Origin of the sequence: Streptomyces sp. NPDC091682, assembly GCF_044756625.1 — a bacterium.
Classification (GTDB): Bacteria; Actinomycetota; Actinomycetes; order Streptomycetales; family Streptomycetaceae; genus Streptomyces.
Genome location: NZ_JBIVTH010000030.1, coordinates 1 through 16,074, shown reverse-complemented (window position 1 = coordinate 16,074; position 16,074 = coordinate 1). Strand labels below are relative to the sequence as shown.

The window sequence follows — 16,074 nt, the reverse complement described above, 5'->3', positions numbered from 1 at the left end:
CTTTCAAGCCCGTCCACCGCCCGGATTCCAGGGAGACGGCCCGATGACCACCGGTAGTCGCCAGGACCGTGAACCGGCGGCGCAGCAGCCGCCCCAGCCGCCCCAACCGCAGCGATTCGTCATCAGCTTCGCGGGGTTCAACCGCCCCTGGGCGGTGTGGATCGCGCACCGCCTGGAGGAGCACGGCCACCGCGTCGCCCTCCAGCGCTGGGACCCGCAGAGCAGCCCCGGCATCGACCAGGCCCTCGACGACCTGGCCCGCTCCGGCAGCCGGGTCCTCCTCGTCCTCAGCGAGCGCTACTTCTCCGCCGGCACCCACACCGACGAGCAGTGGAACACCGCCCTGCGCGCCGTCACCGACCGCCATCCCGACCGGTTCGCGGCGGTCTGCCTCACCGATGCGCCGCTGCCCAGCGCCGTCGCCGTACTGGAGAAGACCGACCTGTGGGGCCTGGACGCGTACGAGGCCGAGTATCGCGTGCTGCGCCGCCTGGAGCTGCCCACCGACCGGATCGGCACCGAGACCGGCCGCCGCGGCCCCCGCTTCCCCAACGACCCGCCGGAGATCTGGGGCCGCGTCCCGCGTCGCAACCCGCGCTTCACCGGCCGCAACGACGTCATCGGCACCTTGCGCGAGGCGCTGACCGAAGCCCCGCCCGGAGCGTCCACCGTCACCCTCCTCGGGCTCTCGGGCGTCGGCAAGACCCAGGTCGCCACCGAGTACGCCTACCGCTTCGCCTCCGAGTACGACGTGGTGTGGTGGGTCCCCGCCGAGGACCGGCCCACCCTGCGCGAACGCCTGGCCGACCTGGCTCCCGCGCTCGGGCTGCCGCGCGGCGCGGGCAGCTACGGCGAACAGATCCGGGCCGTCCTCGAAGCGCTGCGGCGCGGGAACCCGTACGGCCGTTGGCTCATGGTCTTCGACGGCTGCGACAACCCCGACGACCTGATCGACCTGCTGCCCTCCGGCGCGGGCGATGTGATCATCACCTCGCGCAACCGCGAGTGGGCCGCCCGGCACACCAGCCTGGTCGAGGTCCCCCTCTACGCCCGCCCCGAGTCGATCACCTTCATCCGCCGCCGGGCCCTGCGCCTGACCGCCGACGAGGCCGACCAGCTCGCCGAGGCCCTGGAGGACTACCCGCTCGCCCTCGATCAGACCGCCGGCTGGCTCGCCGACTCCCCGCTGCCGGTCGGCGACTACCTCGTCCTGCTCCAGCACCGGATGGACTCCCGCGACGCCGTCACGGTCTCCGAGGACTACCCCCTGCCCTTCCCGACCGCCCTCGCCATACTGCTCAACAACGTCCGGGAGAACTTCCCCGACGCCCTCGCCCTGCTCCGGCTGTTCGTCTTCTTCGCCCCCGGCCCGGTGCCGCTGCGCCTGCTGCGCGAATTCCCCGCCGACGACGTGCCCGAACAGCTGGCCGGGCTGATCAACGACCAGATCCGGTGGAACGCCGCCCTCAACAAACTCGTCCAGTTCTCCGTCGTCCGGCTGGAGTACTCCGACCTGGCCGTGGAGGAGGGCGGCGGCGGGCTGGAGACCGTACAACTGCACCGCATGGTCCACGGCATCGTCCGCGAGGACCTCTCCGAGGAGGAGGCCGAGCCCCTGGCCCGCGCCGTCCGTCAGGTCCTCGCCGCGGCCGACCCGGGCCGACCCTCCGACTCGCGCCTGTGGCCCCGGTACGCCGAACTCATCCCGCACCTGGCCACCTCGGGCGTGCTCACCAGCAGCAACCCGCGCATCCAGAACTTCCTGCTGCACTGCCTGCGCTACCTGATCCTCGCCGGGGAGTACCGCACGTGCCTGCGGCTCTCCGAGGAGACCGACCTGATCTGGCGGGCCCTGCTCGGCGAGGACCACCCCAAGGTCCGCGAACTCAGCTACCACTACGGCGGAGCGCTGCGCAACCTCGGCCTGTTCCGGCGCGCCGAGACCCTCACCCGTGCCCGCGCCGCCCAACTCACCGAGGAACGCGGCGACCGCGACCTGGAAACCCTGCGCGCCACCAGCTCGTACGGCGGGGTCCTGCTGTGCATCGCCCGCTTCGAACCGGCCCGGGAGATCTTCGAGCACTGCCTGGCCACCTACCGCGAACTGCTCGGCGAGGACGACTCCACCACCCTCGCCGCCCAGAACAACCTCGCCGCCACCTACCGCCTGCTCGGCCGCTACCAGGACGCCTACGACCTCGACCTGGACACCCTGCGCCGCCGCGAACGGGTCCTGAGGACCCACCACATCTCCACCCTGTCCTCCGGGATCGCCTGCGCCATGGGACTGCGGCTGATGGGCCGCTACCACGAGGCACAGACCCGGCAGGAACAGGGCGTGAAGATCAACACCCAGGTGCTGGGCCTGGAACACCCGCAGACCCTGCGCGCCGAGCACAACCTCGGGATGTGCCTGCGCCGCTCCGGGGACATCCCCGGCGCGGGCCTGCGCCTGCGGACCGTGTGGGAGCGGGCCACCCGGGTCTTCGGCGTCGACTACCCGTGGACCCTGATGGTCGCCTCCGACTACGCCACCTACCTCAGGGAGTACGGGGACATCGGAGAGGCCCGCCGGATCTCCGAGGACGTGGTCCGCGGCTACCAGTCCCAGCTCGGCCTCGCCCACCCGTACAGCATCGGCACGGTCGGCAACCTCGGCCTCGTCCTGCGGGCCCAGGGCGAACGCACGGCGGCCCTCTCCCTCGCCGAACAGGCACTGGTGGGCATGCGGGGAGCCCTCGGCGACCGGCACCCCTGGACCTTGGGCTGCGCCCTGAACGCCACCGGGCACCGCAACATCACCGGGCGGCTGGAGGACGCGCTGGACCTGAGCCGCGACACGCTGCGCACGGCCGAGCGGGTCCTGGGCCCGGACCACCCGATGGTGCTGAGCGCCCAGATCGCCCTGGCGGCGGACCTCCGGTCGGTACGGGAGTACGAGGAGGCGGCGAAATACGAGGACGCCGGCATCAAGGGCCTCACCCGCACCCTGGGCCCGCAACACGTCCACACGATCTCGGCGAAACAACAGACCAGGCCGTACTGGGACTTCGAGCCACAGCCGTAGGGCCGGGGGGCGGGCCATGCCGGGCGGGCTCGGGCTGGCTCGGACGGTGGCGGATGTCCAGAGTCGGGGCCGACTGGAAGGGCCGGCTTCGGTGAGCGGGAGCCACTTGATCGGCATCAGGGATGCGTACGGGGTTTCCCGTCAGTCTCATCGTCTCTCCGGTTCGTGCCGGTCCCTCAAGGGCGCTCGTTCCTCGCGTCGCTCCGCGATGGCCTCCGGCCACCCTTGACCGACCGTCCCGCCCCGGAACGTCGAAGACTGCCGGGAAGCCCCCGAAGGAACGGGCCGGGGGATGAGAGGCCAGGACGGGCCGGTCGGGGATGCCCGACCCGGTCGGGCGTAGGTGCCCGTTTCCGAGGCGGGGCCCAAAGGACCGGCCTTCCGTGTCGCGGGAGCGCCTCAGATCGCTACGCGCTCCTCACCTATGGGCGTCTCCCGCCCGTCTCGGGCCGGGCAGGGGCCGCCCGAGATCTGTGCGGGCTTCTCGTTGACGGTGTCCGGAGGGGGTGGTCATTCGGCTGGTTCGACGTTGCTGGCCTCGGTGGTGAACTCGCGGTCTGAGGCGGCTCGGATGTAGGCGAGTTCCGTCCAGTGCGGGTGGTCGGAGTCCGACACGTTCTCGTTGATCACGGCCATCAGTACTCCTTCGGTGCCGGACGCGCCATCGCGTACGCGGTGGCGCAGCAGGTGGTGGGGGAGGTATTCGTACCGTTCAGTCATCGGACGGCTCCGGGAGGGAGGCGACGAAACGCTCCCAGCCGACCCGAGCGCGGTCGAGGAGTTCCTGACTGGGCCCGGGCGTCGAGAGTCGATGGGGCGCTTCGGCATGGCCTCATGGCCTCCATGTCGGTGTCCTTCCAGAGGGTCCGTCGGCTGGTTACGGTTCAGCCTGGACGTCCTCCAGGGATGCGGAATGTCCGCCCGTTGTACTTCCGTTTGCTGTGTGTCCCGATGCGTGTCCGTGCCGTGCTGGGCTACGAGTACACCTGCCACCAGCTGATCAGAGCTTGTGGCCCTCCGGGAGTCGGTCGGGCACACGCTCTTCGCCGGTGAGGCGGGCGCAGGGATGTCCGGCGCATCCAACGGGGCGGCGTGCCGCGTCTGCGGTACCGGGGACGAGGGGGACGCGGGATAATCAGGTTCATGGTCATGTCCTCCTCCAGTAGCGCGGTGCCGTCGGCAGCCGAGGTGCTTCACGGCCGGTACGCGAGCCGGCTTCCCGCTTCGCTGGAGAAGCTCGCAGGTCCGCAGCACGGAGTGGTCGAGCTGCCCCTGCACGTTGCCTGGTCCGGGCTGCGCGCCTACGACCTGGACCGGCCCCGCCTGCGCATGGGCCTGTACCGCACCGTCCTGGCCGAGGGACAGCACGAAGACCTCGTGGCCCTGCTGAACCGCGACCTCCTCGTGGCCCAGTGGCCGGTTCTGCGCACCCTGGTCAGCAGACACGTGCGACAGGTCTGGGAGGAAGCCTTCCCCGAGCTCGAAGGGTCTGCCGCCGCGTGAGGCTGAGCGACCTGCACCGCCGGCTCCTGGCCGCAGTTATCGACATCGGTACCCCGTATCCCCTCGTGATCACTGGCGGATACGCGGTCCAGGCCCACGGTCTCGTCGAACGGCTCAGTCAGGACCTCGACGTCGCCACGGAGAACCCGGCTCCGATGGCAGAGATCGTCGCGAGCCTGGAGCAGGGCCTGGCAGCACGGCGCTGGCAGGTCCGTGTGATGGAAGTGGATGCGCTCTCGGCCCGGCTCATGGCTGCCGATCCGGACACCGGGGAGGAGTGCGAGGTGGACGTCCTTAAAGAACACTTCTGGACGCCGCCCGCCCAGACCGAGTACGGACCGGTTCTGGCGTTCGACTCCGTCATCGGCACCAAGGTCCGTGCCCTGGCCGACCGCGGTGCTGTCCGCGATCTGATCGACGTCCACGCGGCTTCTCACCACCGCACGATCAACGAGCTCGAACGCCTCGGCAGGCGCCACGGCCGCGACGAATTCCGGCTCCACGACCTCCGTGACCGCTTGACCGGTGCGGACTGGGCCGACGACGACGAGTTCGCCGCGTACGGCCTCACCGAGGACGAGACGGCTGAACTGCGTGCCTGGGCCCAGCGCTGGGCGAGCGACCTCGACCAGCGCCTGCACGATCACGACGACGAGGGCTGACATCTAGGTACGCCGGAAGGCGGTTGCGCCTCGAAGACCTCGTTCAGCGTGAGCCAGGTCGTCACCCCACTCGTTACCGCCCGCGTCGCGTCCGGCAACCCCGGCTATTTGCTACTTGAGAATGATGTTGGCGCCGAAAATGTTTCCGACCTCCGCGCATTCCTTGACGTTTTCACGGCTGAAGTAAGGGGTGCTGGCGGTGCCGGTCAGGCCCTTCGCGGTCGCGGTGCAGTACCACTTGCGCGGCCCCTTGTACGCCACCCTCCAAACCTCGCTCTTTCCTGCCGCCATGTTTCCGGAGCATTGCGTTGCGATGTCCGTGTGGACGCAGATGTTCGCGATGGTCGCCGAGAAGTTGCTCAGGCGGAAGGCCGCGACCGGTGCTGCCTGGCTCGCAGGTGCGGTCACGAACATTCCCGCACTGATGGCCATCGCCATTCCGGCGACCGTGGCCATTTTGGTGGTCCGCTTGATGGTTCGAGACATGTTGCCTCCAGGCGTAGGAATTCTATGCTGCAATAGATGAATGGATTGCCCGTGCGCGGGTGACGGGCATACCGGGTATGTCTGCGGCGAATCGTTGCATCGATCTGACAATTCCCCGGGTGGATGCGTTCGATTTCGGACATCGCCTTACGCGATTCCCGATCCGCGATCGCGCCGATATGCCCGTTGTAATGGCGGAGGTACGTATTCAACTTTCCGGTGCTCGGTCCGTCCCGGCCCGGAGTTGTCGGACCTCGAAACGGGGTCGGCACGCGCGGTGCTACTCAGAGTCAGGTTGGGGCGCGCCGTTGTCGTTGTCTTGATCTTGGTGGTTCATGGCCGGTCGTCAGGCCTTGCACCGGTGCTGTTCGGCCTGCCGTGCGAACTCGCCGCGCTCCCGGCGGGCCGCGTCCGCCTCCTCGCGCATCGTGTCGAGCCGCTCCTCCAGCTGGGCGACCCGCTCGCGGTAGCGCTCCAGTTCGACCCGCACGAACTGCACGTCGGTCACTTGCTGTGCGGACTCCTGGCGGATCTCGTCCGTCTCCACCTCGAACCGGTGCCTGGCCACGTCCAGTTGGGCGATGGCCATGTCCGCGGCCTGCTCCGCCAGTGCGGTGCGCCGTTCGGCGTCCCGGGCCCGCTGGGCCGCAGCCTCGGTCACGGCCTTGATGCGCTCCTCCGCCGCGGTCGAGTCCGTGATGATCGCGAGCTCCTCGATGTAGCCCGGCAGGTCCGTGGACAGCTGGGAGATGAGCGCCACGAGGTCGGCGCGGGCGCCGGATCCGTCCTTGCCCGCCTTCTTGGCCTCGGTGGCCCGGCGCTTCTCGTCCTTGCGCTGCTGGCGCTTGGCCCGGAACCTGCGGAACGCCCCCAGCGCGTTGTGATCCGGGTGGGCGCAGTACGCGGGCTCGGGGTTGCCGGGCGTCGGCGCCTCGGGGTGGTTGGTGCACTCCGGGTAGGCGCAGAGGGGAAGCGTCTCGACCGTCATCGTCCTGCTTTCTCATGAGATTTCGGATTCGTCGGAGACGGGCCGGTATCGGGTGCGGCGCGCGCCGTCCGGTCGGACTCGGTGATGTACGAACACGCTAGATGCAGCAGGGGACTTGTGGGCGTCCCGTGAGGGGGCGTCATGAATCGGTAAGATCATCGGCCGCCAGGGGGCACGACAGCCGGAAGGCCCGGCCCCTGTGAGGGGCCGGGCCTTCCGAACAACGCATCCGCCCGTACGAGGACTTCGAAGCGCAGCCCTGATTCAGCCCCGCCGGCGTTCGCGTCGCGCCCGGCCGCGGTGTCAGTCGACGGGACGCAGTGCCCGCTCGGAACGCAGTGCCGCCCAGGCGGCCACGGCGGCCAGGGCCGCGACCCCGGCGAGGGCGAGACCGCCGGTCAGGGGCGACGGATCGGTCGGGGCCTGATTCCAGAAGTAGAGCTGGTACTGGGCCTCGGAGGGCAGGTTCAGCAGGTCGGCGATCCAACGGTGCGGCAGGAACGGAGCCGCCGGAAGCAGCACGAGCGGCGCGGTCACCAACAGGGGGCCGACTCCGAGCGCGAGGGTCCCGATCACGCTGCGCAGCAGGGCCGCCCCGAGTCCGGCCAGGCAGACGAAGAGGAACTGGATGAGGACGGCGCTGGCGATCGCGCCCGCGGCCTGGCCCCAGGCGGCGGACTCGACGGGCAGGGGAGGCACAGGGGCGGCCGTGCCGCCACCGAACCCCGGGGGGATCGTGCGGGGCCGCACCGGCCACAGCCGGGCGAGCGCCGAAGTGGCCAGCCACAGCAACACGCCGGTGACGATCTGCACGGCGAGGGACAGGGCGAGCGCGGCGCCGGCCTTGCGCGCCCACAGCACCCCGACGCGGTTCTCGAACAGGCGCAGGGCGCTCCAGGTACCGCCCTCCAAGGTCTGGCCGAGTCCGGTCGCGACGACCACTGCCGTGAGGAGGAGCCCCAGCAGGGTCCCGGACTGCCAGGCCGCCACCCGCAAGGCGGACGGGAGCGAGGTGAGCGCCGACACCGAGGGGTCGAGCACCCCGTACGAGGCGCCCGCCGTCCAGAGCCGGACGACGAGCCCCGACGCCACCGCCGTCGCCACCGCGGTGGCTCCCCAGACCGGGGCGGTCCACAGTGCTCGCAGTTCACCGGCCCAGGCGGCCCCTGCTGCGCGCGCCGGCCGGCGCCGGGTACCGGCCATCAGGCGCGGTCCCGGGTGCGGTTCAGGCGGTTGAGCCCGAGCCACAGCAGTCCGATGAGGGCCAGGGTCGGCAGGACGCGGAGCAGGACGGGGACGGTGGAGGGATCGGTGGAGATCCAGAAGTGGTCCCATACCCCGTCCACCGCACCGAAGCCGACGAGGTCGGCCAGAGCGCCGCCGGGAAGCCAGGCGCCCAGCCCCGGAACGGCGGAGGTGCGGACCACGAGGACGAGCAGCAGCATTCCTGCGAGGAAGGTGCGCAGCGGCTGGCGCAGCAGTGCGGCCAGGGCGACCGCGACGGCCGCCGCCCCGGCGAGTACCGCAGCACCGGCCAGTACACCGAGAGCGGTGTCGGCCAGGACGGACCCGAGCGCCCCGGGCGAAGGCAACAGATAGGCGTCACGGCCGAAGAACAGGCCGAACGCGGCCGTCACGGCGGCGGACACGTACAGCAGCGTCAGGCTCCACACCCAGACCGCGACGGCCTTGGCGGCGAGGAGCCGACCGAGGCGGGACTCGTAGAGGAGGAGCGGCACGATGCTGCCCCGGCTCCACTCGCCGGCGACGGAGAAGGCCGCCACCATGACGAGGAGCGCGAGCCCGGGCACGGACGTCAGCAGGCCGACGGTCCACAGCAGCGAGCCCACCGGGTGCTGGCCGTGCGCCGCACGGACCGCCTCGGCGGTGAACCGGTCCTGGATCCGCTCCAGCGCGACGGCCTGCAGGGGCACATCGGCGAGGCACTTGGCCTTCTGCTCCGGGCCGTTCATCGGGGATTCGCACGACTTCGGGAGGAAGTCGAGATTGGCCTGCACCTGCTTGAGGTTGTACGAGGCCATGCTCTGGCTCACCCAGGCGCAGTACAGGGAGCCGAAGACGAACAGCACGGTGAGCGTGAGGGCGAGCGGGTGCCCCAGCAGCCGCCGGGTTTCGGCGCGGACGAGGCGGTTCACGAGCGCGCCCCGTTCCCGACGAGCCCGAAGAACCAGTCCTCGAAGGCGGCCGGACCGCTTTCCGGTTCGTAGCCGAGCGCGTCGAGCGTGCCGGCGGCGACGACGCGGCCCTGGGCGAGCATGATCACGCGATGGCAGATGCGCTGGATCTCGTCGAGCTGGTGGCTGGAGACGAGGACGGCGGCCCCGCGCTCGGCCTCCTCGGCCACGATCCGCCGCACCATGCGCAGTCCCTCGGGGTCGAGCCCGTTGGTGGGTTCGTCGAGGATCAGCAGGTCGGGCTGCTTGAGCAGCGCCGCGGCGATGGCCAGCCGCTGCCGCATGCCCTGCGAGTACGTCCCGAGGCGGCGGTCGGCGGCGCCGGTCAGCCCGACGCGGTTGAGCGTACGGGCGATCCGTCCGCCGTCGGGAAGCCCAGCCGTGTCGAGCAGGGTGCCCAGCATGGCGCGCCCGGTGGACCACCGGTGGAACGCGGGCGCGTCGAGCGCGGCCCCGAGCCGGTCGAGCTGCCGCGGCCGCATGGGCAGGGGGTCCCCGAACAGCCGCACCTCACCGGAATCGGGGGTGGACAGCCCGGTGATCACCCGCATCAGGGTGGTCTTGCCCGCGCCGTTGAGCCCGAGGAGGCCGACGATCTCGCCGGCCTCCAGGCTGAGGTGGACCCCTTCCAGCACGGAGTGCTTCCGGAAGCTCTTGGTCACTTCGTGACAGGAAAGGACGATCATCATCTGAGATTACTTCCAGTCGAAGACGACGCGACACGACGAGTGCACGAAGCGCGGGGAGTTGACTTCCGCACCTCCCGGTCGGCGGGTGCCGGGGAACGACGAAAGGCGGTACCACCGGAACATCCGGTGGTACCGCCTTCGTGAGGTGGGGGAGCCGGGCCTTCGTGCGGCCCGGCTCGGGGCGCGGTTACGCCTCGAAGACCTCGTTCAGCAGGAGCTGCTGCTCCGCCTGGTGGCGCTTCGCGGAGCCCACCGCCGGGGACGAGCCGTGCGGGCGCGAGATGCGCCGCAGGCGCTCGCCCGCCGGGACGTCCGCGCCGACCGCCAGGTCGAGGTGGTCGATCAGGTTCAGCGCGATGAACGGCCACGCACCCTGGTTCGCCGGCTCCTCCTGCGCCCAGATGTACTTGGCCGCGTTCGGGAACTTCGCGATCTCCGCCTGGAGCTCCGCACCGGCGAGCGGGTACAGCCGCTCGATGCGGATGATCGCGGTGTCCGTGATGCCGCGCTTCTCGCGCTCGGCCTCCAGGTCGTAGTAGACCTTGCCGGCGCAGAAGACGACCTTGCGGACCGCGTTCGGGTCCACGGTGCTGTCACCGATGACCGGACGGAACGAACCGTTCGTGAACTCCTCCGCCTTCGACGCCGCCGCCTTCAGGCGCAGCATCGACTTCGGGGTGAAGACGATGAGCGGCTTGTGGTGCGGGTTGTGGACCTGCCAGCGCAGCAGGTGGAAGTAGTTCGACGGCAGGGTGGGCATGGCCACCGTCATGTTGTCCTGGGCGCACATCTGGAGGAAGCGCTCGGGACGCGCGGACGAGTGGTCCGGGCCCTGGCCCTCGTAGCCGTGCGGGAGGAGCAGCGTGACGCCGGAGGTCTGGCCCCACTTCTGCTCGGCCGAGGAGATGAACTCGTCGACGACGGTCTGCGCGCCGTTGACGAAGTCACCGAACTGGGCCTCCCACAGGACCAGCGCGTCCGGACGGGCCAGCGAGTAGCCGTACTCGAAGCCCATGGCCGCGTACTCGGAGAGCAGCGAGTCGTAGACGTTGTAGCGGGCCTGGTCCTCCGACAGGTAGAGGAGCGGGGTGTAGTCCTCGCCCGTCTCCCGGTCGATGAGGACCGCATGGCGCTGACCGAAGGTGCCGCGGCGGGAGTCCTGGCCGGACAGCCGGACCGGGGTGCCCTCCATCAGCAGCGAGCCGAAGGCGAGGGTCTCGCCCATGCCCCAGTCGATGGTGCCCTCGTCGATCATCGCCGCGCGGCGCTGCAGCTGCGGCAGCAGGCGCGGGTGGACGGTGACGCCCTCGGGGATGGTGACCTGGGACTCGGCGATCCGCTTGACGACGTCCTGGGAGATCGCGGTGTTCACCGCGACCGGGAAGTCGGCGGCCGGGGCCGGGGCGGCCGGCGCGGCGATCGCGGGCTGCGTGGCGGCCTCGCGGACCTCCGCGAAGACCTTCTCCAGCTGGCCCTGGAAGTCCTGGAGCGCCTGCTCGGCCTCTTCCAGCGTGATGTCGCCGCGACCGATGAGGGACTCGGTGTAGAGCTTGCGCACCGAGCGCTTCTTGTCGATCAGGTCGTACATCAGCGGCTGCGTGAAGGCCGGGTTGTCGGACTCGTTGTGACCGCGGCGGCGGTAGCAGATGAGGTCGATGACCACGTCCTTGTTGAACGCCTGGCGGAACTCGAAGGCGAGCCGCGCGACGCGGACGACGGCCTCCGGGTCGTCGCCGTTCACGTGGAAGATCGGCGCCTCGATCATGCGGGCCACGTCGGTCGCGTACATCGAGGAACGCGAGGACTCCGGGGCGGCGGTGAAGCCGACCTGGTTGTTGATGACCACGTGCACGGTGCCGCCGGTGCGGTAGCCGCGCAGCTGCGACATGTTCAGCGTCTCGGCGACCACACCCTGGCCGGCGAAGGCCGCGTCGCCGTGGAGCGCGAGGGGCAGGACCGTGAAGTCCGTGCCGCCCTTGTTGATGACGTCCTGCTTGGCGCGGGCGACACCCTCCAGGACCGGGTCGACCGCCTCCAGGTGCGAGGGGTTCGCGACGAGCGAGACCTTGATCTGCTCGCCGTCCAGGCCGGTGAAGGTGCCCTCGGCGCCCAGGTGGTACTTGACGTCGCCGGAGCCGTGCATGGACTTCGGGTCGAGGTTGCCCTCGAACTCGCGGAAGATCTGCGCGTACGACTTGCCGACGATGTTCGCGAGCACGTTCAGGCGGCCGCGGTGGGCCATGCCGATGACGACCTCTTCGAGGCGGGCCTCGGCGGCCGAGTCGATGACGGCGTCGAGCAGCGGGATGACGGACTCGCCGCCCTCCAGGGAGAAGCGCTTCTGGCCGACGTACTTCGTCTGCAGGAAGGTCTCGAAGGCCTCCGCCGCGTTCAGGCGGCGCAGGATGCGCAGCTGCTCCTCGCGCTCCGGCTTGGTGTGCGGGCGCTCGATGCGGTCCTGGATCCAGCGGCGCTGCTTGGGGTCCTGGATGTGCATGAACTCGACGCCGGTGGTGCGGCAGTACGAGTCGCGCAGCACGCCGAGGATGTCGCGCAGCTTCATCATCGACTTGCCGGAGAAGCCGCCGACCGCGAACTCGCGCTCCAGGTCCCACAGGGTGAGGCCGTGCTCGGTGATGTCGAGGTCGGGGTGCTTGCGCTGCTTGTACTCCAGCGGGTCGGTGTCGGCCATGACGTGGCCGCGGACCCGGTAGGAGTGGATCAGCTCGAAGACGCGGGCGGCCTTCGTGACGTCGTCGTCGTGCGAGGCGTCGATGTCGCGGTTCCAGCGGACGGGCTCGTACGGGATGCGCAGCGACTCGAAGACGGCGTCGTAGAAGCCGTCCTCGCCGAGCAGCAGGTTCGCGACGATGCGCAGGAACTCGCCGGAGGCCGCGCCCTGGATCACCCGGTGGTCGTAGGTCGAGGTCAGGGTCATGACCTTGGAGATGCCCAGCTTGTTCAGGGTGTCCTGCGAGGTGCCCTGGAACTCGGCGGGGTAGTCCATGGAGCCGACGCCCATGATGACCGACTGTCCGGGCATCAGGCGGGGCACGGAGTGCACGGTGCCCAGGCCGCCGGGGTTGGTCAGCGAGACGGTGACGCCGGTGAAGTCGTCCATCGTCAGCTTGCCGACACGGGCGCGGCGGACGATGTCCTCGTAGGCCTGCCAGAACTCGAAGAAGTTGAGGGTCTCGGCCTTCTTGATGCCGGCGACGACGAGCTGACGGTCGCCGTTGGGCTTCACCAGGTCGATCGCGAGACCGAAGTTGATGTGCTCCGGCTTGACCAGGGTCGGCTTGCCGTCCTTCTCCGCGAAGGAGTAGTTCATGGCCGGCATGGCCTTGATCGCCTGCACCATCGCGTAGCCGATCAGGTGCGTGAAGGAGATCTTCCCGCCCCGGGCGCGCTTGAGGTGGTTGTTGATGACGATGCGGTTGTCGAACAGCAGCTTCACCGGGACGGCGCGGACGGAGGTGGCCGTCGGCACGTCGAGGGAGGCGTTCATGTTCTTGGCAACGGCAGCCGCCGGGCCGCGGAGCGTCACCAGCTCGGGGCCCGCGGGGGCCTCGGTGGCGGGCGCGGCCTTTTGGGGGGCTACGGAGGAGGTGGCGGGCGCGGCCGGTGCGGCGGCCGGGGCCTGGGAGGTGACAGTCACAGCAGGGGCACCAGAGGGGGTGGCAGGAGCAGGGGCAGGAGCTGACACGGGCGCAGAAGCCGGCGCGGCGGCAGCCGCTCCGGTGGAGCCGGTGCCCGCACCAGGAGTCGGGGCAGGGGCTGCGGCGCGCGCCGCCCCCGTGGCGGCGGCGTCGGTGACCTGCGGCGCCGCGGTGACGGTGGTGGCGGCCTGTGCGGAGGCGCCGTCCGTCGTCGCGGGCTTCTCGGGACCGTCCGACTTCACCGGAGCGACGGCGCCCCCCGGCTTGTAGTCGGCGAAGAAGTCCCACCAGGCCCGGTCGACCGAATTCGGGTCCTGGAGGTACTGCTGGTAGATCTCGTCGACGAGCCACTCATTGGCGCCGAAGCCTGAGGCAGGGTTCTTCCCGCCCTCTGCTGCTTCGGTCGTGGTGCTCGAGTTACTGGGGGACTGTGGCGACACGGCGGCAACCGCCCTCTTCCGCTTCACAAGGTATGGACAGCGGGAATAAAGGCTACGCCTCCTTGGGCGCTGCATGCAGGCCGGGCGGGACTTACGTCGCGCAGGTCACATCGAACGGCGGGTTTCATCACGTGGAATGGCGGGAAACCAGCCTGGTTCGGGTAGGGGGCACCGAGGTTGCGGCCCCCTGGCTTCGCACCCCTGACGGACCCCGGCTACATGTGGCCGAGATCATGTCCTTCCCACTCGAACCCTACGTCAACACGGCGCCTATGAGCTGCCCGGAAGCGTGACGAGGATGCGGCAGCCGCGTGACGATTCGGCCACCCCGATCCGGCCTCCGTGCAGTTCCACGGCCCAGCGGGCGATCGCCAGGCCCAGTCCGGTGCCTCCGTCGCCGCCGCGCGCGCTGCCCCGGTTGAACCGCTCGAAGACGCGGTGGCGCTCCGCCTCGGGGATGCCCGGGCCCTCGTCCCGCACCTCCAGTACCAGGCTTCCGGGCGCGTCGCCGGTCCGGGCGCGGACCGTGACCCGGCCGTGCGGAGGGCTGTGCTTGACCGCGTTGTCGATCAGATTTGCGACCACCTGGTGCAGCCGCTCGGCGTCCGCGTGCGCCCACAGCTCGGGCGGGAAGACGTCCAGGTGCAGGTGCACGTCGTTGCGGCTGTGCCCGCCCGAACCGGAGAGGAGCCCCGGTCGGCCGGCGGCCGCCAGCCGCGATTCCTTCAGCACGCCCGACAGGTACGGCCACACCTCGAAGCGGCGGGCGCGCAGCGGGACCACGCCGTTGTCCACCCGGGACAGGTCCAGCAGGGTCTCCACGAGCCCGCCGAGGCGCTCGGTCTGCTTCAGCATCGTGCGCATGGTCTCCGGATCGGCGGCCGAGACCCCGTCGACCACGTTCTCCAGCACGGCCCGCAGCGCCGCGATGGGCGTGCGCAGCTCGTGCGAGACATTGGCGACGAGCTCCTTGCGGTGCCGGTCCACGGCCTCCAGGTCGTCCGCCATCAGATTGATGGTGGAAGCCAGGTCGCCCAGTTCGTCGCGGCGCCCCGCCCCGCGTACCCGCCGGGTGAAGTCGCCGTGGGATATGGCCCGGGCCACCGTCGTCATGTCGTCCAGCGGTGCCGTCAGGCTGTGCGCCACGAACTGGGTGATCAGCATCGAGGCGATCACCGAGAAGACCGTGATGAACCGCAGCTCGGTGTCGGTCCGCAGGGCCACCAGCAGCAGGCCCGTCGTGATGAAGACCGAGACCACGACGAGCGTGCCCAGCTTGGTCTTGATCGAGAAGGGCGAGAAGGGCCGCAGCCCCACCGGAGGCCGTTGCCGTGGCCGCAGCCGGTTCGGCGGGCCGCTCATGCCTGGGCCGGGGTCTCCAGGGCGTACCCGACGCCGTGGACCGTGCGGATCCGCTCCGCGCCGATCTTGCGGCGCAGGGCCTTGATGTGACTGTCGACGGTACGGGTCCCGGAGGCGTCGGCCCAGTCCCACACCTCGGCCAGCAACTGCTCCCGGGAGAGCACCGCCCGCGGGGTCCCGGCCAGGCACACCAGCAGGTCGAACTCGGTGGGGGTCAGGTGCACGTCCTCGGTGTGCACCCGGACCCGGCGCTGCGCGTGGTCGATCTCCAGATCGCCCAGGCGCAGGGTGGCCCCGCGCGGGGTGTGCGCGGCCATGGTGGCCCGCTCCACGCGCCGCAGCAGGACGTGGACCCGGGCGGCCAGCTCGCGCATCGAGAACGGCTTGGTCATGTAGTCGTCCGCCCCGACCCCGAGCCCGACCAGCAGGTCGGTCTCGTCGTCGCGCGCGGTGAGCATGAGGACCGGCACGGGCCGCTGGGCCTGGACCCGGCGGCAGACCTCCAGGCCGTCGAAGCCGGGCAGCATGATGTCGAGGACCAGTAGCTCGGGCAGCCAGCTCTCGGCTGCCGCCACGGCCGAGGGGCCGTCGCCGGCGGTCTGCACCTGGAAGCCCTCCGCGCGCAGGCGGGCCGCGATGGCCTCGGCGATGGTGTGGTCGTCCTCGACGACCAGCACACGCCGTTGGGCGCCTGGTGTCGCCGCGGCGCTCTGATGGGTGGTGTGTGTCTGTTCCATGTCCGCCCCTGAAGATCCCGCGTGAATGGGGTGCAGCGTAGAGGAGGCGTCGGCCTGCGGCTACGTGGGGTTCGGACATGGCATATGTACGGGACCGCGATAAGCGGAATGCGCGATACCGGGTGCCGGTTCCCCCAGGGGGCCGGCACCCGGCGGGCGAGACCGGTCAGGTGCCTCGCCGTTCTTGGCCCCCTAGAAGACTCGTGAAGATCTTGTTGGAGGGCCGTCCGGCCGTAGGCCGGGAGGCCCTCTCGCTTATGCGGTGGCCGTGGTGAGCGTCCAGGTG

12 protein-coding genes are annotated in these 16,074 nt (G+C 70.3%); 3 read left to right on the top strand and 9 right to left on the bottom strand.

Features of this window, described 5'->3' with window-relative positions; translation table 11 throughout:
• Nucleotides 1-43 precede the first annotated feature (43 nt).
• The gene (fxsT, locus tag ACIQK6_RS38745; protein ID WP_329099073.1) at nucleotides 44-3,067 is read left to right on the top strand and encodes an FxSxx-COOH system tetratricopeptide repeat protein; all 3,024 of its coding nucleotides are present in this window, start codon (nucleotides 44-46) and stop codon (nucleotides 3,065-3,067) included.
• 510 nt (nucleotides 3,068-3,577) lie between these two features.
• Here fxsT and ACIQK6_RS38740 read toward each other — a convergent pair.
• Complete coding sequence (locus ACIQK6_RS38740; protein ID WP_402697167.1) at nucleotides 3,578-3,787, bottom strand: hypothetical protein; 210 nt, start codon at nucleotides 3,785-3,787, stop codon at nucleotides 3,578-3,580.
• Between the two features lie 423 nt (nucleotides 3,788-4,210).
• Here ACIQK6_RS38740 and ACIQK6_RS38735 point away from each other — a divergent pair, with 423 nt between their 5' ends.
• Nucleotides 4,211-4,570 carry a hypothetical protein gene (locus ACIQK6_RS38735; RefSeq protein WP_329099067.1) on the top strand — a complete coding sequence of 120 codons (360 nt, stop codon included), beginning with the start codon at nucleotides 4,211-4,213 and terminating at the stop codon, nucleotides 4,568-4,570.
• Nucleotides 4,567-5,232 carry a nucleotidyl transferase AbiEii/AbiGii toxin family protein gene (locus tag ACIQK6_RS38730; RefSeq protein WP_329099066.1) on the top strand — a complete coding sequence of 222 codons (666 nt, stop codon included), beginning with the start codon at nucleotides 4,567-4,569 and terminating at the stop codon, nucleotides 5,230-5,232. The genes ACIQK6_RS38735 and ACIQK6_RS38730 overlap by 4 nt, the downstream gene beginning before the upstream one ends.
• A gap of 111 nt (nucleotides 5,233-5,343) precedes the next feature.
• On the opposite strand, the gene ACIQK6_RS38725 is transcribed toward ACIQK6_RS38730, so the two are convergent.
• From ACIQK6_RS38725 to ACIQK6_RS38690, 8 genes are all read right to left on the bottom strand, one after another.
• Nucleotides 5,344-5,718 carry a hypothetical protein gene (locus tag ACIQK6_RS38725; RefSeq protein ID WP_329099065.1) on the bottom strand — a complete coding sequence of 125 codons (375 nt, stop codon included), beginning with the start codon at nucleotides 5,716-5,718 and terminating at the stop codon, nucleotides 5,344-5,346.
• Between the two features lie 346 nt (nucleotides 5,719-6,064).
• Complete coding sequence (locus ACIQK6_RS38720) at nucleotides 6,065-6,706, bottom strand: hypothetical protein (RefSeq protein ID WP_329099064.1); 642 nt, start codon at nucleotides 6,704-6,706, stop codon at nucleotides 6,065-6,067.
• Nucleotides 6,707-7,009: 303 nt separating this feature from the next.
• Nucleotides 7,010-7,909 carry a hypothetical protein gene (locus tag ACIQK6_RS38715; RefSeq protein ID WP_402697165.1) on the bottom strand — a complete coding sequence of 300 codons (900 nt, stop codon included), beginning with the start codon at nucleotides 7,907-7,909 and terminating at the stop codon, nucleotides 7,010-7,012.
• Complete coding sequence (locus tag ACIQK6_RS38710; protein ID WP_329099062.1) at nucleotides 7,909-8,862, bottom strand: hypothetical protein; 954 nt, start codon at nucleotides 8,860-8,862, stop codon at nucleotides 7,909-7,911. Before ACIQK6_RS38710 ends, ACIQK6_RS38715 begins: the two co-directional genes overlap by 1 nt.
• Entirely contained in the window at nucleotides 8,859-9,563 is a 705-nt protein-coding gene (locus tag ACIQK6_RS38705) for an ABC transporter ATP-binding protein (protein WP_402697164.1), read from the bottom strand. Before ACIQK6_RS38705 ends, ACIQK6_RS38710 begins: the two co-directional genes overlap by 4 nt.
• Nucleotides 9,564-9,777: 214 nt before the next feature.
• Nucleotides 9,778-13,689: a multifunctional oxoglutarate decarboxylase/oxoglutarate dehydrogenase thiamine pyrophosphate-binding subunit/dihydrolipoyllysine-residue succinyltransferase subunit gene (locus ACIQK6_RS38700; RefSeq protein WP_329099060.1), complete on the bottom strand. Its 3,912-nt coding sequence runs from the start codon at nucleotides 13,687-13,689 to the stop codon at nucleotides 9,778-9,780.
• A 270-nt stretch (nucleotides 13,690-13,959) separates the two neighbouring features.
• Entirely contained in the window at nucleotides 13,960-15,051 is a 1,092-nt protein-coding gene (locus ACIQK6_RS38695; RefSeq protein ID WP_329099059.1) for a HAMP domain-containing sensor histidine kinase, read from the bottom strand.
• Nucleotides 15,048-15,788: a response regulator transcription factor gene (locus ACIQK6_RS38690; RefSeq protein WP_030011297.1), complete on the bottom strand. Its 741-nt coding sequence runs from the start codon at nucleotides 15,786-15,788 to the stop codon at nucleotides 15,048-15,050. The genes ACIQK6_RS38695 and ACIQK6_RS38690 overlap by 4 nt, the downstream gene beginning before the upstream one ends.
• Between the last annotated feature and the right edge of the window lie 286 nt (nucleotides 15,789-16,074).